Here is a 26,092-nt window from a genome sequence, read left to right as displayed (position 1 = left end):
GACGGCATGAACGACGGATGGTCCGACGACGACCGCGGCGAGCGCTACGGCCGCGGCAGCTCCGCCGCGCAGCCGGAGGGCCCGCGCGTGATGCGCCACGTGCAGCGCCCCGCGGGCTCCGCGCCCGCGCGCCCGCAGCGCCCGGTCCCGCCGCAGCAGCCCTCGTACGACGACGGCGACGGTTACGGACAGCAGCAGTACGGCAACGGTGTGCCCGCACCCGGCTCGTACGACAGCGGCTACAGCGACGGCCAGGTCTACGGCTCCCCGTCCGGCCGCGGCCCGGGCGGGCCCGGCGGCCGGGGTCCCGGCGGCCCCGGCGGCGGACCGGGCGCGGCGAGCTCGCCCGCGCGCCCGCGGCCGAACTGGCGGCGCCGGATCATGGTCGGCTCGCTGGTCCTGGTGGTGACCGTGGTCGGCGTCGGCGTCGGCACGTACTTCTGGGCCGACGGCAAGGTGCGCCGCGAGGTGGACCTCTCCAAGGTCATCGAGCGCCCCGGCGGCGGCAAGGGCACCAACTACCTCATCGTCGGCTCGGACTCCCGCGACGGACTGTCCAAGGACGAGAAGAAGAAGCTGCACACCGGCTCCGCCGAGGGCAAGCGGACCGACTCGATGATGATCCTGCACACCGGCGACAGCGGGAACACCATGATCTCGCTGCCGCGCGACTCCTGGGTGCGGATCCCCAGCTTCAAGGGCTCCCAGTCCGGCAAGCTGTTCCCGGCCAAGGGCCACAACAAGCTGAACGCGGCGTACGCGATGGACGGCCCCGAGCTGCTGGTGCGCACCATCGAGGCCAACACCGGGCTGCACATCGACCACTACGCCGAGATCGGCTTCGCCGGCTTCGCGGACATCGTGGACGCGGTCGGCGGCGTGGAGATCGACATCCCGCAGGACATCAAGGACCGGGACTCGGGCGCCGACTTCAAGAAGGGCAAGCAGACCCTCGACGGCCAGCAGGCCCTGGCGTTCGTCCGCAACCGCCACGGCTACGCGGCGGGCGACCTGGAGCGCACCAAGAACCAGCAGCGCTTCCTGTCGGCCCTGGCGAGCCAGACGGCGACCCCGTCGACCGTGCTCAACCCGTTCAAGCTGTACCCGGTGATGGGCGCGGGCCTGGACACGCTGATCGTCGACAAGGACATGAGCCTGTTCGACCTGGCGGACATGTTCTGGGCGATGAAGGGCGTCACCGGGGGCGGCGGCACCTCGATGAACATGCCGATCTCCGGCAACGGCCCGCAGTCGTCCCTGCTGTGGGACAGCGGGAAGGTCAAGCAGCTGGTGAACGAGCTGAGCAACGACCAGAAGGTCACGGTGACGGCGTCCCGCTGAGGGTGTCGCGCTGACGCCCCATCAGGCGCAGCGGAGACCGCCGAAGCGACAAGACTCACAGAGAAACCACAGGGCAGTGCACAACTGCCCGCCCTTGCCCCGCTTTGCCCGTCCAACTGGCGGGCCGGGCGGGGCTTTTGGCGTAAAGAAACCTCTACTGCGCCCCTTGTTCCGGTCATACGATCACCGGCGTTCGTGGATTCTCCCGTACTCCGAAGGGCTGTAGTGAACATTCGCCGTGCTCTGTCGACGGCCGTCGCCGCCGCTGTGACCGCGCCCGTGGTGATCCTGTCGGCGGGCCCCGCGCTCGCCGACGCCGAGCCGGCCGCGCAGACCCAGCCGCAGCCGCAGACGCAGAAGAAGCCGACGCTCGCGGAGCTGGAGAAGGCCGTCGCGGCGGCGAAGAAGGTGTACGAGGACGCGGTCGCCGCCGAGAAGGCGGCCCGGGCGGCCCTGGACGCGCTGGGCATGCCCACCGATCCGCTCAACGCGGCGCGCATCGAGACGCAGAAGAAGGCCGGCGACGCGACCGCCCGCAAGCAGATCGCCGACAAGGCGCTCTCCGACGCCGAGTTCGAGCTGCAGACGCTGCCCGCCGGGGCGTCGAAGGACGAGCGGGACGCCGTACAGAAGAAGATCGACGAGGCCAGGAAGGACGTCGAGAAGGCCACCGCCGACAAGGCCGCGGCCGACGCCCTGGCCAAGAAGGCCGCCGACGCCTGGAGCGACGCGCGGGTCCGGGCGGGGCAGCGGCTCTACGCGGCGCAGCAGGAGGTCGCGAAGGCCCTGGCGGCGAAGGAGGCCGCGGAGAAGGCGCTCGCCGACGCCGAGAAGGCGGCCGAGGACCCGGTCTGCGACCCCGGCAACCTGCTCGTCACCGCCGCCCTCACGGGCCTGCCGTCCCGGATCACCGCGGGAACCAGCACCGACTTCTCGCTGCGGATCACCAACGGCACGGACAAGACCCTCGACAGGCTCCGGGCGTTCACCTACGCCTGGGCCGCCGACAAGAGCCACCACAAGGTCTCACGCGACCTGCTGCGCCTCCAGTGGTCCACCGCCACGTCCCGGGGCTGGAAGGACGTCGACAGCCGGAACCGCGCGGGTACGGTCGAGAACCTGGCGGCCGGCGCACACGCCGACATGAAGCTCCGGCTCACCCTCGACGCGAAGACCCCGGCGGGCCAGGGCTTCGCCTTCGTGTCGGCCCTCAAGGGGGAGAAGTCCTGCGACGGCACGGAGCCGCCGATGACCGAGTACCCCTTCGAGATCCTCGCGGCCGGCACCAAGGCCGACACGGAGAAGAAGAAGACCTCGGACACCAAGCCGCTGGGCGGCACCTCGACCACCCCGCTGACCACCGCCACCACCGGCCAGCTCGCCGCCACCGGCTCCTCCTCCGCCACCCCGAAGCTCGCGCTCGCGGGCGGGGCGGCGGTACTGGCCGGCGCGGCCACGGTCCTGACCACGCGCCGCCGCCGCACCGAGGGCTGAACACCCCTCCCGCAGCACGCCTCGGGCCCGTATCCGTGACGCACGGATACGGGCCCGAGGCGCTCGACCGCTACGGCAGGTTGCGCGCCATCACGATGCGCTGGACCTGGTTGGTGCCCTCGTAGATCTGGGTGATCTTGGCGTCGCGCATCATGCGCTCCACCGGGTAGTCGCGGGTGTAGCCGTAGCCGCCGAGGAGCTGGACCGCGTCCGTGGTGGCTTCCATGGCGACGTCGGAGGCGAAGCACTTCGCCGCCGCGCCCAGGTACGTCAGGTCCGCGTCGCCGCGCTCGGACGCCGCGGCGGCCTGGTAGGTCAGGGCGCGGGCGGCCGAGATCTTCATCGCCATGTCGGCGAGCATGAACTGGATGCCCTGGAACTCGGCGATCGGCTTGCCGAACTGCTTGCGCTCCTGGACGTAGCCCTTGGCGTAGTCGAGGGCGCCCTGGGCGATGCCGAGGGCCTGGGCCGCGATGGTGATGCGGGTGTGGTCAAGGGTCTTCATCGCGGTGGCGAAGCCGGTGCCCTCGGCGCCGATCATGCGGTCGGCGGGGATGCGGACGTTGTCGAGGTAGACCTCGCGCGTCGGGGAGCCCTTGATGCCGAGCTTCTTCTCCGGGGCGCCGAAGGAGACGCCCGGGTCGGACTTCTCGACCACGAAGGCGGAGATGCCCTTCGAGCGCTTCTCCGGGTCGGTGACGGCCATCACCGTGTAGTAGTCGGAGACGCCCGCGTTGGTGATCCAGCGCTTCACGCCGTTGAGCACCCAGAAGTCCCCGTCGCGCACCGCGCGGGTCTTCATGCCCGCGGCGTCGGAGCCCGCGTCCGGCTCCGAGAGGCAGTACGAGAACATCGCGTCGCCCTTGGCCAGCGGGCCCAGGTACTTCTTCTTCAGCTCCTCGGAGCCGGAGAGGATCACCGGGAGCGAGCCGAGCTTGTTCACGGCCGGGATGAGGGAGGAGGAGGCGCAGACGCGGGCCACCTCCTCGATCACGATGACGGTGGCGAGCGCGTCGGCGCCGGCGCCGCCGTACTCCTCGGGGACGTGCACGGCGTGCAGGTCGTTGGCGACCAGGGCGTCCAGCGCCTCCTGCGGGAAGCGGGCCTCCTCGTCGACCTCGGCCGCGAACGGCGCGATCTTCGCCTCGGAGAGCGAGCGGATCGCGTCGCGGAGCATGTCGTGTTCTTCGGACGGGCGGTACAGGTCGAAATCAGCCGTTCCGGCCAAGGTGACTCACTCCCCAAGGGCGCTAACTACCGTTAAGTAACCTTAATTTTAGTGGGGTGCACGGCCTGCGGCATACGTGAGTTTGACGACAGGCGGACGGAGGCCGCGATCAAGGCGGATCGCAGGCCGCGCAGGGGCCCGACTATGCTCGGGCAGCGCCCTCAAGCCCGTACCTTCCAGGAGTACCGCATGGCCCTCAAGATCACTGTGATCGGCACCGGATACCTCGGGGCCACCCACGCCGCGGCCATGGCGGAGCTGGGGTTCGAGGTGCTGGGCCTGGACGTGGTCCCGGAGAAGATCGCGCTGCTGGCGCAGGGGCGCGTGCCGATGTACGAGCCGGGCCTGGAGGAGCTGCTCGCCCGGCACGTCGCCGGGATCGAGGGCTCCAGCGGGCGGCTGCGCTTCACCACCTCCTGGGAGGAGGTCGGCGCCTTCGGCGATGTGCACTTCGTCTGCGTGAACACCCCGCAGAAGCACGGCGAGTACGCGTGCGACATGTCCTACGTCGACTCCGCCTTCGCCTCGCTCGCCCCGCACCTGCGCGAGGGCGCGCTGGTGGTGGGCAAGTCGACCGTGCCGGTCGGGTCCGCCGCCCGGCTGGCCGCGACGCTGCCCGAGGGCGTGGAGCTGGCCTGGAACCCGGAGTTCCTGCGCGAGGGCTTCGCCGTGAACGACACCCTGCACCCCGACCGGATCGTGGTCGGCGTGGAGAGCGAGCGCGCCGAGAAGCTGCTGCGCGAGGTGTACGGGACACCGGTCGCCGAGGGCTCCCCCTTCGTGGTGACCGACTTCCCCACCGCCGAACTGGTGAAGACCTCCGCGAACTCCTTCCTCGCCACCAAGATCTCCTTCATCAACGCCATGGCCGAGGTGTGCGAGGCCGCCGACGGCGACGTGGTGAAGCTGGCCGAGGCCATCGGGCACGACGAGCGCATCGGCTCGAAGTTCCTGCGGGCCGGGATCGGCTTCGGCGGCGGCTGCCTGCCCAAGGACATCCGCGCGTTCATGGCCCGGGCCGGCGAGCTCGGCGCCGACCAGGCGCTCACCTTCCTGCGCGAGATCGACTCCATCAACATGCGCCGGCGCGGCCAGATGGTGGAGATGGCGCGCGAGGCGCTGGGCGGCGGGTCCTTCCTGGGCAAGCGGGTCGCCGTGCTGGGCGCGACCTTCAAGCCGGACTCCGACGACGTACGCGACTCGCCCGCCCTGAACGTGGCCGGGCAGATCCACCTCCAGGGCGGCCAGGTCACCGTCTACGACCCCAAGGGCATGGACAACGCCCGCCGCCTCTTCCCCACGCTCGGATACGCGGACACGGCGCTGGACGCGGTGCGCGGCGCGGACGTGGTGCTCCACCTCACCGAGTGGCGCGAGTTCCGCGAGCTGGACCCGGCGGCGCTGGGCGAGGTGGCCGACGCCCGGATCGTGCTGGACGGGCGGAACGCGCTGGACGCGGTGAAGTGGCGCGAGGCGGGCTGGACGTTCCGGGCGATGGGGCGCCCGCGCGCGTAGGGACGAGTCTGCGGTCCTGGTTGCTGGGGTCCTGGCTGCTGCGGTCCTGGTTGCTACGTTCCTCGTTGCTACGGTCCTGCCCGTATCGGTCCTGCCCGTATCGGTCCTAACCGCTTCCGTCCCGCCGTCAGCCCTGGCGCGGTGGGTCGAGTTCCTCGATGGTGGCGGTGGAAGGTCCTCGGCGGGGCTGGGCGGCGCGGGCCGCGAAGTCCACGTCGCGGATGACCCGTGCGAAGTTGCCCCAGGTCAGCGCGGCCAGCTCGGTGTCGTCCCAGCCCCGGTCGATCAGCTCCGCGAGCAGGACCGGATAGCAGGAGGCGTCCTCCAGGCCGACGGTGCGCGGGGCGTCCTCCGGCAGGCCGTACCCGCCCGAGAGGCCGATGTGCTCCGGTCCCGCGGCCTCGCGCAGATGCTCGATGTGGTCGGCGACGTCCTGGACGCAGGCGGGCCGTCCGGCGCGGGCGACCTGCGCCGGGGCGAAGCTCACCAGACACACCCCGCCGTTCTCGGGGAGCTCCGCGACGAGTTCGTCGGTTACGTTGAGCGGGTGGTCGGTGAGGGCGCGGGCGGCCGACCGGGTGAAGATCACCGGGGCCTTGGCCGCGCTGTAGGTGTGGCGGACGGTCTCGGGGGCCGCGCCGGACAGGTCGATGACCATGCCGAGCCGGTTGAGCTCCCGTACGACCTCCTGCCCGAAGCGGGTCAGGCCCGCGCGGGCCCAGGCGGCCGTGGCGGTCAGGGTGACCGCGCGGACGCCGAGCGCGTGGTACGCCCGGACCGTACCCAGCGAGTCGCCCAGCGCGTGGGCGGCGACCGGCCCGAAGAGCGAGGCGATACGGCCGTGGTTGCGGGCGTCGGCCAGGTCCCCCACGGCGTGCGCCGTGCGCAGCCCCTCCGGGCAGGCGTCTACGAGCGTACGGATGCGGTCGACGCGCTCCAGCGTGGCGCTGACCGGGTCCGGGCAGTCCGCCGGGACCATCAGCGACCACAGCTGCGCTCCGACGCCGCCGTGCCGGAGCCGGGGGATGTCGGTGTCGAGCGAACTCTCCCCGAGCTCGACGTCGTGCCACGGGGTGTGCACGAGCACCTGGGCGAGGGTGTTGTACCCGTCGGCGACGGGGTGGGCGCGCAGGAGCGCGTGGATACGGGCGCGCAGCTCGGGGTCGAGGGTGTCGGTGTCGCCGGGGGCCGCCTCGGCGTCCGGGTGCCGTTCGGTGGGGGTGGGGGTGGGAGTGGGGGTGGGGGCTGAGTGGTGCGGGGCGGGTGTTGCGGGTGCGGGGTGGTCGGGCTCGCGGGTCCCGGCCTTGGCGGCGTCGGGCGCGCCTATCCCGGCGGTGGCGGTGTCGGCCTCGTCCTGCAGATCTGCCATGACAGCCTCCCGGTTCGACCTCGACGACGGCAGCGGTACGGTCAGCGTCACATGGGTGGGGCTGGGGGTCGCGACGGTTGTGGCGTTCGGGGGACGCGGGGGGGGTTGGGCGGGGGTTCGTCTGCGGGCGGGTGGTGGCTGGTCGCGCAGTTCCCCGCGCCCCTTATCGGCCCGGAGTTCGTCTGCCGGTGCGTGGACGGCTGCTCGCGCAGTTCCCCGCGCCCCTAAAGACCTCGGTCGTCTGACGGCCGGTGGACGGTTGCTCGCGCAGTTCCCCGCGCCCCTTATCGGCCCGGAGTTCGTCTGCCGGTGGGTGGACGGTTGCTCGCGCAGTTCCCCGCGCCCCTAAAGACCTCGGCCGTCTGACGGCCGGTGGTCCGTTGCTCGCGCAGTTCCCCGCGCCCCTGGGGGCCGGTTCTGGGCAGCAGTGCGTTCAGGCCGGGGGGCTTGATGGGCCGCAGGCCCCCTTAAGGGGCGCGGGGAACTGCGCGACCAGCCCCCACCGGGCCGCAGGTAAAACGGGACGGGGGCGGAGCCCGTAAACCCGGGCGGGGCGCAGCCCGGGGGCCGGGCGCAGCCCAGGGACGGGCTCAGGCCGGGGGCCGGCGCGGGCCGGGAGCCGGGCGCGGGCCGGGGGCTGGACGGCCCGGAAGGAGAGGCTCGGGTGACCCGCCCCGCCCCGGTCCCCGCCCCCGTAGGGGGCCTACCCGTCCAGGGACTCCCGGGTCGCCAGGGACGGGCCCCTGCGGGACCGCTCGTCCCGGGACGCCGCTTCCGCGTCCCGCAGCACCCGCACCGCGTTCCCCCACGTCAGCTTCGCCACGTCCGCCTCGGACCAGCCACGGGCGAGCAGTTCGGCGATGAGGTTGGGGTAGCCGGCGACGTCGTCCAGGCCGGACGGGGTGAAGGCGGTGCCGTCGAAGTCCCCGCCGATCCCGACATGGTCGATCCCCGCCACCGCCCGCATGTGGTCGAGGTGGTCCGCCACCGTCACGACGGTCGCGACCGGGCGCGGGTGCGCCGCCTCGAAGGCGGCGTGCAGCGCCATCGCCTCCGGCGAGGTGTCCAGCGCGTGCAGTCCGTGCGCGCGCAGGTTCTCGTCGGCCGCCGCCGTCCACTCCACCGCCGCCGGCAGGATGAACTTCGGCACGAAGGTCACCATCGCCACCCCGCCGTTGGCGGGGAGCTGCGCGAGCACGTCGTCGGGCACGTTGCGCGGATGGTCGCAGACCGCCCGCGCCGAGGAGTGGGAGAAGATCACCGGCGCCGTCGACGTGGACAGCGCGTCCCGCATCGTCGTCGCCGCCACGTGCGAGAGGTCGACCAGCATGCCGAGCCGGTTCATCTCGCGGACCACCTCGTGGCCGAAGGGGGACAGGCCCCCGACCCCCGGCGCGTCCGTCGCCGAGTCCGCCCACGCGGTGTTGTCGTTGTGGGTGAGCGTCATGTAGCGGACGCCCAGCGCGTACAGCGCGCGCAGCGTGGCGAGGGAGTCGTTGATGGAGTGGCCGCCCTCGGCGCCCTTGAGCGAGGCGATGCGGCCCGAGGCCCGCGCCTTCTCCATGTCGTCCGCCGTCAGCGCCCCGGCCAGCTCCCCGGGGTAGCGCGCGATGAGCTGGTCGACGCAGTCGATCTGCTCCAGGGTCGCGCTGACCGCGTCGTCGCCCGCCATGTCCGTGCGGACGAAGACCGACCAGAACTGCGCGCCGACTCCCCCCGCCCGCAGCCGGGGGATGTCGGTGTGCAGGTGCTCGCTCTGGTCCCGGCCCACGTCACGGCGGTCGAGGTCGTAGCGGACCTGGTTGCGCAGCGCCCAGGGCAGGTCGTTGTGGCCGTCGACGACGGGGTGCTGGGCCAGCAGCGTACGGGCCCGGGCGAGGTGGTCCACCGTGCTCACTTTCCGAAGCCGAAGGACGCCGAGGTCTCCACCTTCGCGCGCAGGCGCCTGCCCTTCTCGGTCGCCTGGTCGTTCAGCTCCTGCTGGAACTCCCGCATGCGGGCGAGGAGTTCGGGGTCGTGGGCGGCCAGCATACGGGCGGCCAGCAGGCCCGCGTTGCGGGCACCGCCCACCGACACCGTCGCCACCGGCACCCCGGCCGGCATCTGCACGATGGACAGCAGCGAGTCCATGCCGTCCAGGTACTTCAGCGGCACCGGGACACCGATCACCGGCAGCGGCGTGACCGAGGCGAGCATGCCGGGCAGATGGGCGGCGCCGCCCGCGCCCGCGATGATCGCCTTCAGACCGCGCTCCGCCGCCTGCTCGCCGTACGCGATCATCTCGTGCGGCATCCGGTGCGCGGAGACCACGTCGACCTCGTACGGGATCTCGAACTCGTGCAGCGCCTGGGCGGCGGCCTCCATGACCGGCCAGTCGGAGTCGGAACCCATGACGATGCCGATGACGGGAGAGGTGGGGCTCATTCGGTGATCGTTCCTCTGAGGTAGTCCGCCGCGTGACGGGCGCGCTCGCGCACGTCCGCGAGGTCGTCGCCGTAGGTGTTGACGTGGCCGACCTTACGGCCGGGCTTCACGTCCTTGCCGTACATATGGATCTTGAGCTGGGGGTCGCGGGCCATGCAGTGCAGATACGCGTGGTACATGTCCGGGTAGTCGCCGCCGAGCACGTTGCACATGACCGTCCACGTCGACCTCGGGCGCGGGTCGCCCAGCGGAAGGTCGAGGACGGCCCGGACGTGGTTGGCGAACTGCGAGGTGATCGCGCCGTCCTGGGTCCAGTGGCCCGAGTTGTGCGGGCGCATGGCCAGCTCGTTGACGAGGATGCGCCCGTCGCGGGTCTCGAAGAGCTCGACCGCGAGGTGGCCGACCACGCCCAGCTCGTCCGCGATGCGCAGGGCCAGCTGCTGGGCCCTGCCCGCCAGCTCCTCGCCGAGGTCCGGCGCGGGCGCGATCACGGTGTCGCAGACGCCGTCGACCTGCACCGACTCCACGACCGGGTAGGCGACGGCCTGGCCGTGCGGGGAGCGCACCACGTTGGCGGCGAGCTCGCGGGTGAAGTCGACCTTCTCCTCGGCGAGCACGTCCACGCCCGCCTTGAAGGCGTCGGCCGCGTCCGCCTCGGAGCGGACGAACCACACGCCCTTGCCGTCGTAGCCGCCGCGCACGGTCTTGAGGATGACGGGATAGCCCTCGCCCTCCGCCGCGAACCGCGACACGTCGGCCGGGTCCGCCACCAGCCGGTGGCGGGGGCAGGGCGCGCCCATCGCGTCGAGCCTGGCGCGCATCACCCCCTTGTCCTGGGCGTGCACCAACGCGTCGGGCCCCGGCCGGACGGGAATGCCGTCCGCCTCCAGGGCCCGCAGGTGCTCGGTGGGTACGTGCTCGTGATCGAAGGTGATCACGTCGCAGCCGCGCGCGAAGGCACGCAGCGTGTCCAGGTCGCGATAGTCGCCGATGACGACCTCGCTCACCACCTGGGCCGCCGAGTCCTGGGGGGTGTCACTGAGCAACTTGAATCTGATGCCGAGGGGGATGCCCGCCTCGTGGGTCATACGGGCGAGCTGACCGCCACCGACCATGCCGACTACCGGGAACGTCACACCCCCAGGGTATCCGCCGTCGCCCGGGGCCCCGGAGGGAGCCGGTCCGGGGGCCGGGGAGCGCCCGCCGGAGGCCGGGTGTGGCCGGGATTCGCGGGCGTCCACGAGCAGGGGGCGGAGCCGCTGGTTAGCATGGCCGGGTCGGCGTACGAAGCGCGACATCGATTTCCGGGCACCACCACTGATCCGAACGGGGCTGAGCGATCACCATGAGTGAACGGGGCGCATTGCGTACGCGGCTACAGCTGCTCGCCCGGGAGATCGCGAAGTTCGGCGCGGTGGGCGCCGTCGGATTCGTCGTCAACGCGATCGTCTTCAACCTGTGCATGCACGTGGCCCACCTCGCGGTGGTGCGCTCCGGTGTGATCGCCACCGCCGTCGCCATCGGCACCAACTACGTGGGCAACCGCTACTGGACCTACCGGCACACCGAGGGCGGCCGGCGCAGCCGGGAGCTGATGCTCTTCCTGCTGTTCAGCGGCATCGGCCTGGTGATCGAGAACGGTGTCCTGGCGCTCTCGCACTACGGCTTCGGCTACACCTCGACGGTCGCCGACAACATCGCCAAGAACGTGGTGGGCCTGGGCCTGGGCACGGTCTTCCGGTTCTGGTCGTACCGCACCTGGGTGTTCCGGGCGCTGCCCGCCCGGGAGGCGGTGGAGACCGCCGAGTCCTTTCTCGGCGACGCCCCCCAGCCGTACGCCCGCCACCACTCGGGGTCGTAGACCGCTCACCTGACCGTCGGCTCCGCCTCCGGCTCGCGCGGGCCGCGCGCCACCCGGCTCAGGAACAGGGCGAAGACCGCGGGCTGCTGCTGGAGCATCTCCAGGCGCCCGCCGTCCGCCTCGGCGAGGTCGCGGGCGACGGCGAGGCCGATGCCGGTGGAGTTGCGGCCGCTGATGGTCCGCTCGAAGATCCGCGCCCCGAGGTCGGGCGGCACCCCGGGACCCTGGTCGGTGACCTCGACCACGGTCTGGTTGCCGGTGACGCGGGTACGGACCGCCACGGTGCCGCCGCCGTGCATCAGCGAGTTCTCGATCAGTGCCGCGAGCACCTGGGCGACCGCCCCCGGGGTGCCCACCGCCCGCAGCCCCTGCTTGCCGGAGCGGACGATGGCGCGGCCCGCGCTGCGGTAGGCCGGGCGCCACTCCTCCAGCTGCTGCTTGACCACCTCGTCGAGGTCGAAGACGACGGCCGAGCCGGTACGGGGGTCGCGGGAGTTGGTGAGCAGCCGCTCCACCACGTCGGTGAGCCGCTCGACCTGGGTGAGCGCGATCGTCGCCTCCTCCTTGACCGTCTCCAGGTCGTCGGTGAGCGCGATCTCCTCCAGCCGCATCGAGAGCGCGGTGAGCGGGGTGCGCAACTGGTGGGAGGCGTCGGCGGCGAGCCGGCGCTCGGCGGTGAGCATGCGCCCGATCCGCTCGGCGGAGGAGTCCAGGACGTCGGCGACCCGGTCCAGCTCGTGCACCCCGTACCGCTTGTGGCGCGGGCGCGGGTCGCCCGAGCCGAGCCGCTCCGCGGTCTCGGCGAGATCGGTGAGCGGGGAGGCGAGCTTGTTGGCCTGGCGTACGGCCAGGAGCACCGCGGAGACGATGGCGAGCAGCGCCACCGCGCCGATGATCAGCAGGGTGCGCCCGACCTCGCGGGTGACGGTGGAGCGGGACTCCTCGACCAGGACGCTCTCGCCGCGCGCGCCGGTGGCGAAGCCGCGGATGAGCGAGCCGCCGGGCCGGGTGCCGAGTTCGATGGGGGCGCGGCCGGGGATCTCGATCCGGGCGTAGCGGTCGGGGCCGACGCCCGGCAGCGACTGCGGGCTGACCGCCTCGTTGGCGAGCATCCGGCTGTCGATGACGCTGACCAGCCGCAGCGCCTCGGAGTTGACGCTCTCCTGGGCGCTGCTGCTGATCGTCCTGGTCTCGACGATGACGAGGGAGACGCCGAAGACGGCGATCACGACGAGCACCACGGCGAGCGTGGAGTTGATCAGTCGGCGGCGCATGCCTCAGTGTCCCAGGACGTGGCGGAGGGGACGGGCGTACCCGGCCGTCAGCTCTTCTCGAAGCGGAAGCCGACGCCTCGGACGGTGGCGATGTAGCGCGGGTTGGCGGCGTCGTCGCCGAGCTTCTTGCGCAGCCAGGAGATGTGCATGTCGAGCGTCTTGGTCGAGGACCACCAGGTGGTGTCCCAGACCTCGCGCATCAGCTGGTCGCGGGTGACGACCCGGCCCGCGTCGCGCACCAGGACCCGCAGCAGGTCGAACTCCTTGGCGGTGAGCTGGAGCTCCTCGTCGCCCATCCAGGCGCGGTGCGACTCGACGTCGATCCGCACGCCGTGGGTGGCGGGCTGGGGGGCGGGCTCGGTGGCGCCGCGCCGCAGCAGGGCCCGGACCCGGGCCAGCAGCTCGGCCAGCCGGAACGGCTTGGTGACGTAGTCGTCGGCGCCGGCGTCGAGGCCGACCACGGTGTCCACCTCGTCGGCGCGGGCGGTCAGCACCAGGATCGGGACGGTGTGGCCCTCGGAGCGGAGCCTGCGGGCCACCTCCAGGCCGTCCATCCCGGGCAGGCCCAGGTCGAGCACGACCAGGTCGGCGCCTCCCTGGAGTCCGGCGTCGAGGGCGCTCGGGCCGTCCTCGCGGACCTCGACCTCGTAACCCTCCCGACGCAGTGCGCGGGCCAGCGGCTCCGAGATGGACGCGTCGTCCTCGGCGAGCAGTACACGGGTCATGGGGGTGATGGTAGTCCGCGACCGGGAGGGGCTGTCCGTGGAACCGGTGAGGGGGAGCGGGGGGTTCGGGGGCGCGCCCGTTCCTGATCGCCGTCCGATCGCTCCTTGATCGTCGAATCGCCGTTCCTTGATCGTCTCCAGGGCGTCCGTCCCTGCGGCTCTGGGATGCGATCCTGGTATGCACCTTCGAATGTGGGCCGATGGTTCCAGCGAAGCCTGTGATCCATGTCTCAAGTCCTTCCATATGCGGCTGTGTGGTGTCGTATGGTGTCTCAACGCCTTTAGCACTAACTCGGGGACCTTTGGCCTGCTTGGCGCGCCAAAGGTCTCTTTTCTGCGAAGGAACCGGAATTACTGGTTCCGAATACAGTGAATGACCTATGGGCCGGGCCCCGGGCGCGATGGTGCGCCCCGGGCGTGGATCCCGGTGGGTCCGTCCTCTCGACTCCGTCACCACGGATGCGAACCCCTCGGGCGTAGGGGCGGGCGGTCTCCTGCCGGTGCCGGCCACCCCCCACCGGGCGCGATCACCGCTCACGAAGCGCGCGTCCCGAGCAAGCAAGGATCGACCATGGCGTCCAGCCTGACGAAGGACTCGGCCAGCACCACCGGTACCGAGAAGACCTTCTTCGGCCACCCCCGCGGCCTGGCCACTCTCTTCATGACCGAGATGTGGGAGCGCTTCTCCTACTACGGCATGAAGGCACTGCTCACCGTCTACCTGCTCTCCGGCGGCCCCGGTGCCGGCGAGGGGAGCAGGGGCGGCGGTCTGGCCATGGACGTGGCCACCACCACGGTCATCGTCTCCGTCTACTCGGCGATGGTGTACCTGCTCGCCATGCCCGGCGGCTGGCTCGGCGACCGCGTCTGGGGTCCCCGCAAGACGGTGGCCATCGCGGCCGTCACGATCATGGCGGGCCACGTCACCCTGGCGCTGCCCGGCGGTCAGGCCCCGTTCTTCGCGGGCCTCGCGCTGGTCGCGGCCGGTTCCGGTCTGCTCAAGGCCAACATCTCCACGATGGTGGGCCACCTCTACGACGGCCCGGACGACCCGCGCCGCGACGGCGGCTTCACGATCTTCTACATGGGCATCAACGCGGGCGCCTTCTTCGCGCCGCTGGCCATCGGCACCGTCGGCCAGAAGGTCAGCTGGCACCTCGGCTTCGGCATGGCCGCGGTCGGCATGGCTCTCGGTCTCGCCGCCTTCCTCCTGGGCACCCGCAACCTGAGCCCGGAGAGCGACGTCGTCCCCAAGCCGCTGGCGGCCGAGGAGCGCACGGCCTTCCTGCGCAAGGGCATGATCTGGGTCGCCATCGCCGCCGTCTTCTACGGTGTCGTCGGCTTCACCGGCCACTTCACGCTGAACTGGGCGATGATCCCGCTCACGATCATCGGCCTGGTCGTCCCGACCGGCGTGCTGCTGCGGATCAAGCGCGACAAGGAGCTCTCGACCACCGAGCAGTCGAAGATGACCGGCTACATCTGGTTCTTCGCCGCGGCCGCCGTGTTCTGGATGATCTACGACCAGGGCGCGTCCACCGTCCAGGCGTTCGGCGAGGGCAAGGCCGCGCACACGATGCTCGGCTTCGACTTCCCGACCTCCTGGTACCAGTCGCTGAACCCGCTGTTCATCATGGCGCTGGCCCCGGTCTTCGCCTGGATCTGGGTGTGGCTGAACCGCAAGGGCAACGAGCCGAGCAGCATCGTGAAGTTCACGATGGGCCTGGTGCTCATCGGCGTCTCGTTCTTCTTCTTCCTGATCCCGCTCGCCATGGCGGCGAACGGCACCGCGGTCAGCCCGATGTGGCTGGTGGGCATCTACTTCATCCAGACCGTGGGTGAGCTGTGCCTGTCCCCGGTCGGCCTGTCGGTCACGACGAAGATGGCCCCGGCCAAGTACGCCAGCCAGATGATGGGCGTGTGGTTCCTCGCGGTCACCGCCGGTGACTCCGTCGCCAGCCTGCTCTCGAACCCCGCCGTATTCGGTGTCAACCTCAACGGCACCAGCGCCGTGGCGGTGGAGGCCACCCTCGCCGTCCTCGCGGGTGTGGCGGTCTTCATGTACCGCAAGAAGGTCAAGGAGCACATGGGCACCGTCCGCTGACGCGCCCTCACAGCAAGGGAACGGCCCGGTACGCACGATGCGTACCGGGCCGTTCCCGTGTTCCGGACCGTTACTTGGTCTGGACGCTGAAGCCGCGCAGGAAGTTCTTGAACCCGCACTGCACCGTGGACTTCTGGCCGGGGCCGACCCACGGACCGTGCATCGTGTACGTCACGACGTGCTCCCGGGCCCCCTGGACCTGGTCGCACTTGATCTCGACGCGGTGCTGCGACACGGTCTTGCCGCCGCCGCCGCGGCACACGGAGTAGGCGTTCGGACGGCCCGCCTTGTCCATGTCGGCATAGGCCTTGCAGGTGTACTTTCCGGCCGCCTGGGCCGGAGCAGCGGCGATCAGACCTGTGCCGCCCGCGCCCAGCACGACGGCGAGCGCCCCCGCGGCGGCCTTGTTCCCCCAACGCATCATGTGCGTTCCTTTCTGTGCAATGAATCCCCAGATGGGGCAGTGGTCACCTGCCTCATCTGCGGATTCAGAAACTCCGTGACGTCGCCATTTACTTGAGCGAACATCCTCAACCTTTCATGTCAGTCCCTCTCGTCACAAGGTTCCGGCGCGGGATCACACAAGGTTTGATGAAGATCTGAGCGTCACGGGATCGGCATCACGAATGCCTTTGGGGCGATCACCCCCGCCCGCGCAGCCGCCGCCACGGGGTGAAGGTGAAGACCGCGCCGCCGAGCAGGACGGCGGTTCCGGCCACGAGGCCCAGGGCGCGCAGGGCGCCGTGGTCGCCTCCGCCGGTATCCGCGAGGCCGCCGGACGCGGCCGTGCCGCCGCCGGTGGCGCCCGTGGAGCCGGACGTGCCGGTGCCGCCCGGCGTACCGGTGCCGCCCGACGCGCCGCCCTGTTGGGCCGTGGTGTCGAGCTCCAGGGAGACGGGCGCCGTGCCCTTGACCGCGCACGGGATGGTGATCTTCGAGCCGCCCAGGGTGACGTCGATCGTCAGCGCGCCGGGGCTGAGCGTCGACTTCCCGCTCGCCCCCGGTTTGTAGCTGCCGGTCATGTCGGAGAGGCTGACCGGGTCACCGGCGTTCAGGGGGCCGGAGTTGGGCGCGCCCGTCACCGTCACCGCGCCCTTGTCGGCGCCGCCGACGGTGATCTGCATGGACGGTTTCAGCGCGCCCGCGGGGAGCGGGGCCGGGCTGTTCATGACGCCCTTGGCGGTCTTGACCGTGAGGTCGTAACTCCCGCCGTTCTTCTTGGCGCTGACCGTCACCTTGGAGTTGATGCTCGCCGGGCCGGGGGACTTGCAGGCGAAGGTGACCGCGACTTCCTTGCCGGGGAAGTCGCTCTGGCCGCCGGTCCCACCGGTCCCGCCGGTGGTGCTGCCGCCCGTGCTGCCTCCGGTACTGCCGCCGGTGCTGCCTCCCGTGGTCGTGGTCCCGCCGGACGTGGTCGTCCCGCCGGAGCCCGTGGTCCCGCCGCTCCCGGTGGTCCCGCCGGAGCCCGTCGTGCCGCCGGACGTCGTGGTGCCGCCGCTCCCAGTCGTGCCGCCGGACGTCGTCGTACCGCCCGACGTCGTCCCCCCGCCGTCCGTCACCTTGATCGTCGCGCCGGCGGCCACCGCCGCCTTCGGGGAGCACTTGGTGTCCGTCGGGATCGGCTTGCTGACGTTGATCGTGTACTTGTCCGGGGCGAGCGTGACCTCGCCCGCCTTGGTCAGCTTCAGCTTCACCTTCATGTCCGGCAGGACCATCGGGCTGTTCTTGGGTATCGGCGGGTTCTGCCGCGGCCCCTCCACCGCCAGGTCGGCGCTCTGCGCCCCGGCCACCTTGAGGGTGCCGGACGGCTTCACGGTGTCCTTCTCCAGGTCGAGCACATCGGGGTTCTTCGACGCGGCCTGGACGGTCTTCCAGACCACCTCGACCTCGTCGCCCACCTTCGCCTCGGCGGGCGCGGTGATCTGCACCTTGGTGGTGCCCTCCACGGGCGGCAGGCCGGAGATGGGGGGCGGGATGCACTCGGTGGCGTAGGAGACCTCCGCCGCCCGGGCGGGCCCGGCGGCCAGGACGATCCCCGCGCCGCCGAGCATCAGCGCGATGCCGGCCGCGCTCATCCTCCGTTGCGTGGTCACGTATGTCCCTTCGTCGTGGGGGTGTTCGGACGGTTCTCGGTCGGTGCGGAGTCCGGGGTGAACCACGGCAGGGGCGTCGTCGCCGTACGCGTGGCGGGGTCGCCGTCGCCGGAGGGCGGCGGGGGCGGGGGCGGTCCGGGGGCGGCGGTCCGTGACGGGCGGCCGGGGCGGATCCGGCGCGGACCGGCCGCCCGGCCCCGTCGCGCGGGCCCGGTCCCGCTCGGGCGGACCCTGTCCACCACGGCCATGCCGATACGGAACACCGCCGCCGGGACGACCAGGCACAGCAGGATCCAGAAGAGCGTCACGCCCCAGGGGCGGCCCACGCCCCACGGCTGGGTGGCGAGCACCTTCGGCCCGTACTTCACCAGGACCTGGTAGTCGCCGTGCGCGCCCGCGGGCAGTTCGAAGCCGAGACGGACCTCGGCCTTGCCGCCGGGCGCGACGGTGCCCTTCCACTGCCGGTCCTCCCACCGCGGCGCGAACACGCCGTGGGAGGTGCCCACCTGGAAGACCGGGTCCTTCACCGGCGCCGGGCCGAGGTTGCCGACGGTGACGACCAGCGTGCGCGAGGGCGGCGCCCCGAACCAGGTGAGGAGCCCGCTGCTGCCCTTGAGCTCGGGCGCGGTCAGGACGCTCAGGCGTCCGGTGCCGGACTGCTCGGGCAGCGGCGCCACCGGATGGCCCGCGATCCGCACCTCGGCGTCCACCGCGGCCTGCTCCCCCGTCACGGTGGCCACGTGCACCACACAGGGGCAGGGTTTGGGCGGCGCGGCCACCGGCAGCGGCTTGCTGAAGGCCCCCTTGGCGTCGGTGGTCACCGCGCGCCCGTCGGCGTTGGCGCAGGAGTTGGTGCCGCCGATCACGCCCTGCCCGGGCGTGGACTGGCCGCAGACCAGCAGCATCAGGAGCGCGCCGGGCCGCCAGCCGGTGCCGCTCGCGGTGACCTCCCCGCCCTTGGCCGCCTCCGGCGCGGAAAGCGTCACGACGGGTTTCCCCTCCCGCGCGGAGAGGGCCACGCCGGGTTTCCCTTCCCGGGCGCCCGCGGCCGTCGGTGGCGGTGCCGCGGTGAGCGTCAGCAGTACGGCCGTGACCAGCGCCGCCCCTCCCGTACGTCCCCTCACGACGCCACCCCCGTCGTCACCGACTCGTCCGCGGGCCGGGCCGCTTCGAGGCGGTGAGGTATACGCCCCCGCCCCCGCCCCCGGCGCAGCCACAGCGCCACTCCCCCGCCCGCCACCGCGCATCCCGCGCCCGCCACCGGCCCCCACGGCACGAACGCCGTCGAGGCCGTCGCCTCGGCGCGGGCGGCGCCGGGTGCCGTCACCGTCAGGCGCACCTCGACGCGGCCGAGGGCGGGCGGGTGCCACGGCTCGGTCAGCTCGACGCGCCCGCCGGGCGGCAGCTCCACCGGCAGCGGTCGGGCCGGGCGCCGCAGCCGCTGTCCGAACAGCCCGTCGACGCGTACGGCCAGGCTCGGGGCGAGCACCGTGTTGCCCCGGTTGACCAGGGCGTAGCGGATCAGGTGGCTGCCCCGGTCGAGCCGTACGTCCTCGACGGTGAGCGCGGCCAGGGCCGGTCCGGCGACCCGGACCCGGACGGGCACCCGCTCCTGGCGGCCGCCGCCGGAGGCGACCAGCGCCGCCGTGCGGCCGCCGGGCGGCGCGCCGACCGGGACGGTGACCGCGAACGGCACCTCGGCCCGGGTGCGCGGCGGGATCCTCACCTCGGCGGCGGCCGGCGTGATCCAGGCGCCGGTGGAGGTGGCCGTGGCGGTGCCGGCGGCGGTCCCGCGCAGCCGCAGGGTCAGCGGCCGTCCGGTGGGGTTGGTGAGCGCGAGCCGGTCCTCCAGGACGGAGCCGGGCGCGCCCTCCAGGTAGAAGTACGCCCTGCCGCCTCCTCCCGGGGCGGGCGCGGCGCTCCACGCCGCCTCGGCGGCGTGCGCCGCGGGGACGGTCGGGGCGGACAGGGCCAGGGCCGCGGCGAACACGGCCCGGCGGAACGGTCGCGGCGGCATCGGCGGCTCCCCGTCGGGCGTCGGTAGGGACGGTCAGCCGTGCGCGCGGGCCCCGCGCCGGGTCAGCCACAGCACCCCGGCCGCGCCGGTGAGCAGGACGGTGCCGCCGAGCGTGCCGAGGGCGAGGGCCGAGTCGAGCGGGCCGGTCCTGGGCAGCGACGCGGCGGCCCCGGGGGCGCCGGTGACGTCGAGGGAGAGGGAGGGGCCGGGGCTGTTGCCCGGGGTGCAGGTCGTGGTGGTGCCCAGCGCCTTGATGGTGAGGACCGAGGCGGTGAAGGTGACCTTGCCCGACGCCTTCGGCGTGTACGTACCGCTCAGATCGCTGATCTTGATGGGGCTGTTGGCGGGTATCTCGGCGGTGTTGGCGGGTCCGGAGACCGCCACCGTTCCCTTGTCGGCGCCGCCGAGCGCGACGACCGCGCTCGGTTTCATCGCGCCGGGCCCCAGCGCCACGGGGCTGGAGGAGACGCCCTTCTGGAACGACATGGTCAGTCGGTAGGCGCTGCCGCTCCTGACGGCCTTGATGTCGATGGGCGACACCGCGCTCTTGGGCCCGATCGGTGTCTCGCACTTGTAGTTGACGTCCACGACGTCGGCGTGGGCGGCCGGGGCGGCCATCAGCACCACCGGGCCCGCCACCGCGGCCGCGAGGGCGAGTGCTGTCCGCTTCTGGTACGACACGTACGACACGTACGACACCTCGAATTTCCCTCGGTCCCGAGGCCGTTCACGTTCTGACGGCACATCAGATTGGGCGTCAAGGTACGCCGGGGACCTTGTCGAGGGAAGACACACAACACAGCGGATGACGGACGCGAGTGACGCGAGTGCCCTGGGCGGGCACCGCGTGAGGGCGTGCGCGGGCGGGGAGGGCGCCCTACGCGGGCGCGGCGAGCTCCGCCCAGACCATCTTGCCGGGCACTCCGGGCGTCCTGAGGACACCCCAGTCCAGACAGAGCCGCTGGACGATGAACATGCCGTGGCCACCGGGCCGTCCCGCGCGGTGCGGGGTGCGGGGCGCGGGCTGGCCGGAGCCGAGGTCGGTGACCTCCAGGCGCAGCACCTTGGAGGTGAGGGCGACGCGCAGCTGCTCGGGGCCCTCGGCGTGCAGACAGGCGTTGGTGACCAGCTCGGAGACCACGAGCAGGACGTCCTCCGCGGCGGCGCGGCGGTCGGCGGTGGCGGCCGGCAGCCAGCCCCACTCGTACAGCGCCTGGCGGGTGAAGTCGCGGGCCAGGGGCACGACGCCACTGGCTCCGTCCAGGGCGAGGACGCGTGAGGCCGTCACCGGAGCTCCGTCCGGCTCGGAGCCGCGGTCGCCCGGCTGGTGCTGCCGGGTGGTGCTCATCAGCGCTTCACCTCACCGATTCACCGAACGCCTGGTTCGCCAACGTCTTGGGTCTGGTCTCCTGCCCCGCAAGCGCGGGGTCAGTCGTCCAGTGCGGCTTCGAGCGAATCATGCATGGTGAAGACCGCTTCCGCTCCGGTGATCTCGAAGACGCGGGCCACCACAGGAAGCATCCCCGCCAGGTGGACCGCGCCGCCGGCCGCCTCGGCCTTGAGCCGGGCCCCGAGCAGCACGTTCAGTCCGGTCGAGTCGCAGAACTCGAGCTGCGCGCAGTCGACGACCAGCCGGCTGCGGCCCGCCGCGACCGCGCTCTCCAGCGGTTCGCTGAGCAGCTCCGCCGTGTGGTGGTCCAGCTCGCCCACGGGCGTGAAGATCTCACTGCGGCCGTGCGAGCGGACGCCGACCTTGAGACGGCCCCCGTTTGCGCTTCCGACCGTGCCGCGGTCCATGCCCGTCCCTCTTCGCCTTGATCGCCGTGATTCGCCGTGCCACACCGTAAACGGTGCGGCGGTGGTTCGTGTCGTCCTTCACGGTGCTTTCGCTGTGCTCCCCGTCACAAGTGACGCACCTCTCCGCATACGGCACCGAACACGGCTCCGTAAACGCGGACTCCCCGAGAACACTACGCCTTCCCTACGCCCGTCGGAAGCCGAACACCACCCCGAACCGGACATATAGTAACAACTCATCCTTGCGGCGGTAGGACCAAAGCGGGTAGGGGTAGGAGAGACAGTTTTTCACCGCGACCGGCCATGGAGGCGCCGCACACCGATCCGCCACGTATGGGCATCGGCAGCCATATGCCGAGAACGATGGAGGAGACCCCATGTCACCCCGGCTCGACGCATCCCTGGATACGTCGGCAACGCACGTACCGCACACCGTCCTCGAGGGACTCGACGATCTCCCGGAGATCCCTCCCTACGAACACATCGCGCCGCTGGACGCACGGGCCCTGTCGAAGACGCTCTTCGCCCGGCTCGACTCCCTCGAAGAGGGCACCCCCGCGTACGCCTACGTACGCAACACGCTCGTCGAACTCAACCTCGCACTGGTGAAGTTCGCCGCCTCCCGCTTCCGCTCGCGCAGCGAGCCGATGGAGGACATCATCCAGGTCGGCACCATCGGCCTGATCAAGGCGATCGACCGCTTCGAGTACGACAGAGGCGTGGAGTTCCCCACCTTCGCCATGCCGACCATCGTCGGCGAGATCAAGCGCTTCTTCCGCGACACCTCCTGGTCCGTCCGGGTCCCCCGGCGCTTGCAGGAGCTCCGTCTCGACCTGGCCAAGGCGGGCGACGAACTCGCCCAGCAGCTGGACCGCGCACCCACGGTGGGCGAGCTCGCCGAGCGCCTGGGCATCAGCAAGGACGAGGTCGTCGAGGGGATGGCGGCGAGCAACGCGTACACCGCCAGCTCGCTGGACGCCCAGCCCGAGGAGGACGACACCGAGGGCGCGCTCGCGGACCGGATCGGCTACGAGGACCACGACCTCGAAGGCGTCGAGTACATCGAGTCCCTCAAGCCGCTGATCGCCGGACTGCCCGCCCGGGACCGCAAGATCCTGTCGCTGCGGTTCGTCGCCAACATGACCCAGTCCGAGATCGGCGAGGAGCTCGGCATCTCCCAGATGCACGTCTCCCGGCTGCTCTCGCGCACCCTCACCCGGCTGCGCAAGGGGCTGACGGTGGAGGAGTGAGCTCCGCCGCGTGCCACGAGGGCCCGTCCCCCCGGGGGGACGGGCCCTCGGCTATGGCGCCAGCGCGGCGGTGACCGCCGCCTCGGCGTGCAGCCGCGTGGTGGGGAACACCGGTACGGGGCTGTGCTCCTGACGGATCAGCAGCTCGATCTCGGTACAGCCCAGAACGACGCCCTCGGCGCCCCGGGCGACCAGCCGCGCGATCACGTCCCGGTAGGCGTCGCGGGACTCCTCCCGCACCACCCCCAGGCACAGCTCCTCGTAGATGACCCGGTGGACCAGGGCGCGGTCCTCGGCGCCCGGGGTGAGGACGTCCAGCCCGTGCGCGCGCAGCCGGTCGCGGTAGAAGTCCTGCTCCATGGTGAAGGCGGTGCCGAGCAGGCCGACCCGCCGCACGCCCCGGGCCCGTACCGCCCGCGCGGTCGCGTCGCCCAGGTGCAGCAGCGGTACGGAGACGGCCGCGGCGACCTGGTCCGCCACCTTGTGCATGGTGTTGGTGCAGATCAGCACGAGGTCGGCGCCGGCCGCCTCCAGACCCTTCGCGGCCGCCGCCAGCACCTCGCCCGCCCGCTCCCACTCCCCGGCGCGCTGGAGCTCCTCGATCCCGGCGAAGTCGACGGAGTGCAGGACGCAGCGGGCCGAGTGCAGTCCGCCGAGCCGCTCGCGTACGAGCTCGTTGAGGAGCCGGTAGTACTCCGCGCTGGACTCCCAGCTCATGCCGCCGATCAGGCCGATGGTCCTCATCGCGCCACTCTAGGCTGTGGGGGCAACTGACCGCTGTGGACGAGGGGTGGGGCCGTGGGAGAGCACGAGACGACCGAGGTCGCGGGGATCGCGATGCCCGAGGGGCAGGCCGCGCGGGCGGCGCGGCTGGTCTGCGCGGAGTACGCCGACGCGGCGCTGTACCACCACTCGCTGCGGTCGTACTTCTTCGGCGCGGCCTGGGCCCGCGAGCAGGGCCTGGAGTACGACCGCGAGCTGTTCTTCGTCTCCGCGCTCCTGCACGACCTGGCGCTCACCCCGCCCTTCGACAGCCACCGCCTGCCCTTCGAGGAGGCGGGCGGCCATCTGGCGCGGGTCTTCACCGCGGGTCTGGGCTGGCCGGACGCGCGCCGCGACCGGGCGGCCGAGCTGATCGTGCTGCACATGCGCGACGACGTGTCGCCGGAGGTGGACGTGGAGAGCCGGCTGCTCCAGGTGGGCACGAGCGCCGACGTGTCCGGCACCGGCCTCGATGCCTTCGACACCGCGTTCCGGGCGGAGTTGGTGGAGGCGTTTCCCCGGCTGGGCTTCGCCCGGGCGTTCGTGGACCTCTTCCACGACCAGGCCCGGCGCAAGCCCGGGTGCGCGGCGGCCGAGCTGGTGGCGGGCGGCTGGGAGAAGCGGGCGCTGGGGAACGGGCTGGATCGCGCGTAGCGGGCGCTGGGGGAACGGCCCGGGATCGCGCGTAGCGGCCCCCTGTGGGCATGCTGGCCGCCGAGGGATCGCCCACCGCAGCTCCAAGACCGCCAGGAGGCCTGTATGACCCCGGTGAACCCGGTCGTCGCCGTGACGGGAGCCAGTGGAGCCATCGGCGGGCGGGTGGCCCGCCGGCTCGCCGAGCGGGGGGTGGCGACCCGGCTGGTCGGCCGCAGCCCCGGGCGGCTGCCGGAGCTGCCCGGCGCGGTCAGGGCGGCGCCCGCCGCGTTCGGGGACGCGACCGCGATGCGGGACGCGCTGGCGGGGGCCGGGACGATGCTGATGGTGTCGGCGCACGAGTCCCCGGACCGGGTCCGCGAGCACACCACGGCCGTGGACGCGGCCGTCGCGGCGGGCGTGCGCCGCATCGTGTACGTGTCGTTCCTCGGCGCCGCCCCGGACGCCGCGTTCACCTTCGCGCGCGACCACTGGCACACCGAGCAGTACATCCGGGGCACGGGCCTCGCGTACACGTTCCTGCGCGACAGCCTCTATCTGTCCGGGCTGGCCGCGATGGCCGGGCCGGACGGGGTGATCCGGGGCCCCGCCGGGGACGGCCGGGTCTCCGGCGTCGCGCACGACGACATCGCGGACGTGGCGACGGCCGTCCTCCTCGGCGAGGGCGGCGACAGGCCCGGGGGCGGCGAGCACGACGGCGCCACCTACGACGTCACCGGCCCCGAGGCCCTGACCCTCACCGAGGTGGCGGCCGAGCTGAGCCGGGTGACGGGCCGCGCCGTCACCTATGTGGAGGAGACCCGCGAGGAGGCCTTCGCCTCACGGGCCGGGTACGGCGCCGAGGAGTGGGAGGTCACCGGCTGGGTGAGTTCGTACGAGGCGATCGCCGCCGGGGAGATGGCGGCGGTCGCCGACACCGTGCCCCGGCTGACCGGCCACCGCGCCCAGTCCCTCGCCGAGTACCTGGAGGCACATCCGCGCGGTTACCGGCACCTGACGCCCTGACGCCAGACGTCGGTGACCAGCGGCACGCCGGGCCGGTAGGCGAGGTGGACGTGGCTGGGGGCGTCGAGCAGCGCGAGGTCGGCGCGGGCGCCCGGCGCGATCCGCCCGACGTCGGTGCGCCGCAGCGCGGCGGCGCCGCCGGCCGTGGCGGCCCAGACGGCCTCGTCCGGGGTCATTCCCATGTCCCGTACGGCGAGGGCGACGCAGAACGGCATCGAGGACGTGAACGAGGACCCCGGGTTGCAGTCCGTGGACAGGGCGACGGTCACGCCCGCGTCGAGCAGCCGCCGGGCGTCGGGCCACTGGGCGCGGGTGGAGAACTCGGCGCCGGGCAGCAGCGTCGCGACCGTGGTGCCGTTCGCCAGCGCGTCGACGTCGGCGTCGGTGAGGTGGGTGCAGTGGTCGGCGCTGGCCGCGTCGAGCTCGACGGCGAGCTGGACGCCGGGCCCGTAGGAGAGCTGGTTGGCGTGCACCCGGGGGGTCAGCCCCTTGGCCTTGCCCGCGAGGAGGATCGCCCGCGCCTGGTCGCCGTCGAACGCGCCCTTCTCGCAGAAGACGTCGACCCAGCGGGCGTACGGGGCGCAGGCGTCCAGCATCTCGCCGGTGACGAGGTCGACGTAGGCGGCGGGGTCGTCGGCGTACTCCGGAGCGACGATGTGCGCCCCGAGGTACGTCACCTCGTCGGTGTGCTCGGCGGCGATGCGCAGGGCGCGGGCCTCGTCCTCGACGGTGAGGCCGTAGCCGGACTTGGTCTCGAAGGTCGTCGTCCCCTGCCGCAGGGCCTCACCGAGGTAGCGGGCGACGTTCGCGCCCAGCTCGGCGTCGGTGGCGGCGCGGGTGGCGGCGACGGTGGTACGGATGCCGCCCGCCTTGTACGCCTGGCCCGACATCCGGGCGTTGAACTCCCGGGTGCGGTCACCGGCGAAGACGAGGTGGGAGTGGGAGTCGACGAAGCCCGGGATGACGGCGTGGCCGGTGGCGTCGTGGACCTCGTCGGCGGCGGGGGCGTCCTCGGCGCGGCCGACCCAGGCGATGGTGGGGCCGTCGATGACGACGGCGGCGTTCTCGACGAGGCCGAGGGGGGTGGGGCCGAGGGTGGGGTCGTTGGTGACGAGGGTGGGGATGTTGGTGATGAGGGTGGTGAGGGGGGTGGTCATGGGTCCTCTCCGGGGGGTGGTT

At 72.3% G+C, this 26,092-nt stretch carries 24 protein-coding genes; 8 read left to right on the top strand and 16 right to left on the bottom strand.

Annotated elements, in window-relative coordinates:
- The first annotated feature begins 6 nt into the window (after positions 1-6).
- A complete protein-coding gene (locus tag AC069K_RS21735) occupies positions 7-1,341 on the top strand; it encodes an LCP family protein (RefSeq protein WP_478618668.1) in 1,335 nt (444 codons plus the stop codon).
- Positions 1,342-1,566: 225 nt separating this feature from the next.
- On the top strand, positions 1,567-2,835 hold the full coding sequence (locus tag AC069K_RS21730) for an LAETG motif-containing sortase-dependent surface protein (protein WP_478618665.1): 1,269 nt from the start codon (positions 1,567-1,569) through the stop codon (positions 2,833-2,835).
- 70 nt (positions 2,836-2,905) lie between these two features.
- On the opposite strand, the gene AC069K_RS21725 is transcribed toward AC069K_RS21730, so the two are convergent.
- Complete coding sequence (locus AC069K_RS21725) at positions 2,906-4,063, bottom strand: acyl-CoA dehydrogenase (RefSeq protein WP_358837492.1); 1,158 nt, start codon at positions 4,061-4,063, stop codon at positions 2,906-2,908.
- A 189-nt stretch (positions 4,064-4,252) separates the two neighbouring features.
- Here AC069K_RS21725 and AC069K_RS21720 point away from each other — a divergent pair, with 189 nt between their 5' ends.
- Positions 4,253-5,578, top strand: coding sequence for a UDP-glucose dehydrogenase family protein (locus AC069K_RS21720; RefSeq protein ID WP_478618661.1), 1,326 nt, complete (start codon positions 4,253-4,255; stop codon positions 5,576-5,578).
- A 127-nt stretch (positions 5,579-5,705) separates the two neighbouring features.
- Here the strand turns inward: AC069K_RS21720 and AC069K_RS21715 are convergent, their stop codons facing one another.
- From AC069K_RS21715 to AC069K_RS21700, 4 genes are all read right to left on the bottom strand, one after another.
- Entirely contained in the window at positions 5,706-6,947 is a 1,242-nt protein-coding gene (locus AC069K_RS21715) for a dipeptidase (RefSeq protein WP_478618658.1), read from the bottom strand.
- A gap of 703 nt (positions 6,948-7,650) precedes the next feature.
- Positions 7,651-8,835, bottom strand: coding sequence for a dipeptidase (locus AC069K_RS21710; RefSeq protein ID WP_365112938.1), 1,185 nt, complete (start codon positions 8,833-8,835; stop codon positions 7,651-7,653).
- Between the two features lie 5 nt (positions 8,836-8,840).
- Complete coding sequence (gene purE, locus AC069K_RS21705) at positions 8,841-9,371, bottom strand: 5-(carboxyamino)imidazole ribonucleotide mutase (protein ID WP_365112913.1); 531 nt, start codon at positions 9,369-9,371, stop codon at positions 8,841-8,843.
- Positions 9,368-10,507 carry a 5-(carboxyamino)imidazole ribonucleotide synthase gene (locus AC069K_RS21700; protein ID WP_358834345.1) on the bottom strand — a complete coding sequence of 380 codons (1,140 nt, stop codon included), beginning with the start codon at positions 10,505-10,507 and terminating at the stop codon, positions 9,368-9,370. Before AC069K_RS21700 ends, purE begins: the two co-directional genes overlap by 4 nt.
- A gap of 209 nt (positions 10,508-10,716) precedes the next feature.
- Between AC069K_RS21700 and AC069K_RS21695 the strand changes: the two genes are divergently transcribed.
- Positions 10,717-11,232: a GtrA family protein gene (locus tag AC069K_RS21695; RefSeq protein WP_358834344.1), complete on the top strand. Its 516-nt coding sequence runs from the start codon at positions 10,717-10,719 to the stop codon at positions 11,230-11,232.
- Positions 11,233-11,237: 5 nt separating this feature from the next.
- Here AC069K_RS21695 and AC069K_RS21690 read toward each other — a convergent pair whose 3' ends face one another.
- Positions 11,238-12,506 (bottom strand): ATP-binding protein, encoded by a 1,269-nt coding sequence (locus AC069K_RS21690; protein WP_358834343.1) that lies wholly within the window; start codon positions 12,504-12,506, stop codon positions 11,238-11,240.
- A gap of 47 nt (positions 12,507-12,553) precedes the next feature.
- Entirely contained in the window at positions 12,554-13,231 is a 678-nt protein-coding gene (locus AC069K_RS21685) for a response regulator transcription factor (RefSeq protein ID WP_358834342.1), read from the bottom strand.
- Between the two features lie 571 nt (positions 13,232-13,802).
- Between AC069K_RS21685 and AC069K_RS21680 the strand changes: the two genes are divergently transcribed.
- Entirely contained in the window at positions 13,803-15,335 is a 1,533-nt protein-coding gene (locus tag AC069K_RS21680) for a peptide MFS transporter (RefSeq protein ID WP_365112908.1), read from the top strand.
- Between the two features lie 70 nt (positions 15,336-15,405).
- Here the strand turns inward: AC069K_RS21680 and AC069K_RS21675 are convergent, their stop codons facing one another.
- From AC069K_RS21675 to AC069K_RS21645, 7 genes are all read right to left on the bottom strand, one after another.
- Entirely contained in the window at positions 15,406-15,759 is a 354-nt protein-coding gene (locus AC069K_RS21675) for a hypothetical protein (RefSeq protein WP_365112905.1), read from the bottom strand.
- A gap of 217 nt (positions 15,760-15,976) precedes the next feature.
- Positions 15,977-17,410 (bottom strand): hypothetical protein, encoded by a 1,434-nt coding sequence (locus tag AC069K_RS21670; protein ID WP_478618773.1) that lies wholly within the window; start codon positions 17,408-17,410, stop codon positions 15,977-15,979.
- A 14-nt stretch (positions 17,411-17,424) separates the two neighbouring features.
- Positions 17,425-18,552 carry a hypothetical protein gene (locus tag AC069K_RS21665; protein ID WP_478618648.1) on the bottom strand — a complete coding sequence of 376 codons (1,128 nt, stop codon included), beginning with the start codon at positions 18,550-18,552 and terminating at the stop codon, positions 17,425-17,427.
- Positions 18,549-19,445 carry a COG1470 family protein gene (locus AC069K_RS21660; protein ID WP_478618645.1) on the bottom strand — a complete coding sequence of 299 codons (897 nt, stop codon included), beginning with the start codon at positions 19,443-19,445 and terminating at the stop codon, positions 18,549-18,551. The genes AC069K_RS21665 and AC069K_RS21660 overlap by 4 nt, the downstream gene beginning before the upstream one ends.
- 33 nt (positions 19,446-19,478) lie before the next feature.
- Positions 19,479-20,126, bottom strand: a complete 648-nt coding sequence (locus AC069K_RS21655; protein ID WP_365112929.1) for a peptidase — start codon at positions 20,124-20,126, stop codon at positions 19,479-19,481.
- 196 nt (positions 20,127-20,322) lie between these two features.
- Positions 20,323-20,793: an ATP-binding protein gene (locus AC069K_RS21650; protein WP_358834338.1), complete on the bottom strand. Its 471-nt coding sequence runs from the start codon at positions 20,791-20,793 to the stop codon at positions 20,323-20,325.
- A gap of 80 nt (positions 20,794-20,873) precedes the next feature.
- Positions 20,874-21,242 (bottom strand): STAS domain-containing protein, encoded by a 369-nt coding sequence (locus tag AC069K_RS21645; RefSeq protein ID WP_478618640.1) that lies wholly within the window; start codon positions 21,240-21,242, stop codon positions 20,874-20,876.
- A gap of 377 nt (positions 21,243-21,619) precedes the next feature.
- On the opposite strand from AC069K_RS21645, the gene AC069K_RS21640 reads away from it, so the two are divergent.
- Positions 21,620-22,492 carry an RNA polymerase sigma factor SigF gene (locus AC069K_RS21640; RefSeq protein WP_358834336.1) on the top strand — a complete coding sequence of 291 codons (873 nt, stop codon included), beginning with the start codon at positions 21,620-21,622 and terminating at the stop codon, positions 22,490-22,492.
- A 51-nt stretch (positions 22,493-22,543) separates the two neighbouring features.
- Here AC069K_RS21640 and AC069K_RS21635 read toward each other — a convergent pair whose 3' ends face one another.
- Entirely contained in the window at positions 22,544-23,236 is a 693-nt protein-coding gene (locus AC069K_RS21635) for an aspartate/glutamate racemase family protein (RefSeq protein ID WP_478618637.1), read from the bottom strand.
- A gap of 54 nt (positions 23,237-23,290) precedes the next feature.
- Between AC069K_RS21635 and AC069K_RS21630 the strand changes: the two genes are divergently transcribed.
- Both AC069K_RS21630 and AC069K_RS21625 read left to right on the top strand, forming a co-directional pair.
- The gene (locus AC069K_RS21630) at positions 23,291-23,908 is read left to right on the top strand and encodes an HD domain-containing protein (protein ID WP_478618634.1); all 618 of its coding nucleotides are present in this window, start codon (positions 23,291-23,293) and stop codon (positions 23,906-23,908) included.
- Positions 23,909-24,013: 105 nt separating this feature from the next.
- On the top strand, positions 24,014-24,913 hold the full coding sequence (locus tag AC069K_RS21625) for an NAD(P)H-binding protein (protein WP_478618631.1): 900 nt from the start codon (positions 24,014-24,016) through the stop codon (positions 24,911-24,913).
- On the opposite strand, the gene hutI is transcribed toward AC069K_RS21625, so the two are convergent.
- Positions 24,892-26,070: an imidazolonepropionase gene (gene hutI, locus AC069K_RS21620; protein ID WP_478618628.1), complete on the bottom strand. Its 1,179-nt coding sequence runs from the start codon at positions 26,068-26,070 to the stop codon at positions 24,892-24,894. The genes AC069K_RS21625 and hutI overlap by 22 nt on opposite strands.
- Between the last annotated feature and the right edge of the window lie 22 nt (positions 26,071-26,092).

The sequence above is a fragment of the Streptomyces sp. NPDC043908 genome (assembly GCF_056435525.1).
Note: the sequence above shows the minus strand (reverse complement) of the source record. Positions and strands in the feature narration are given on the sequence as shown.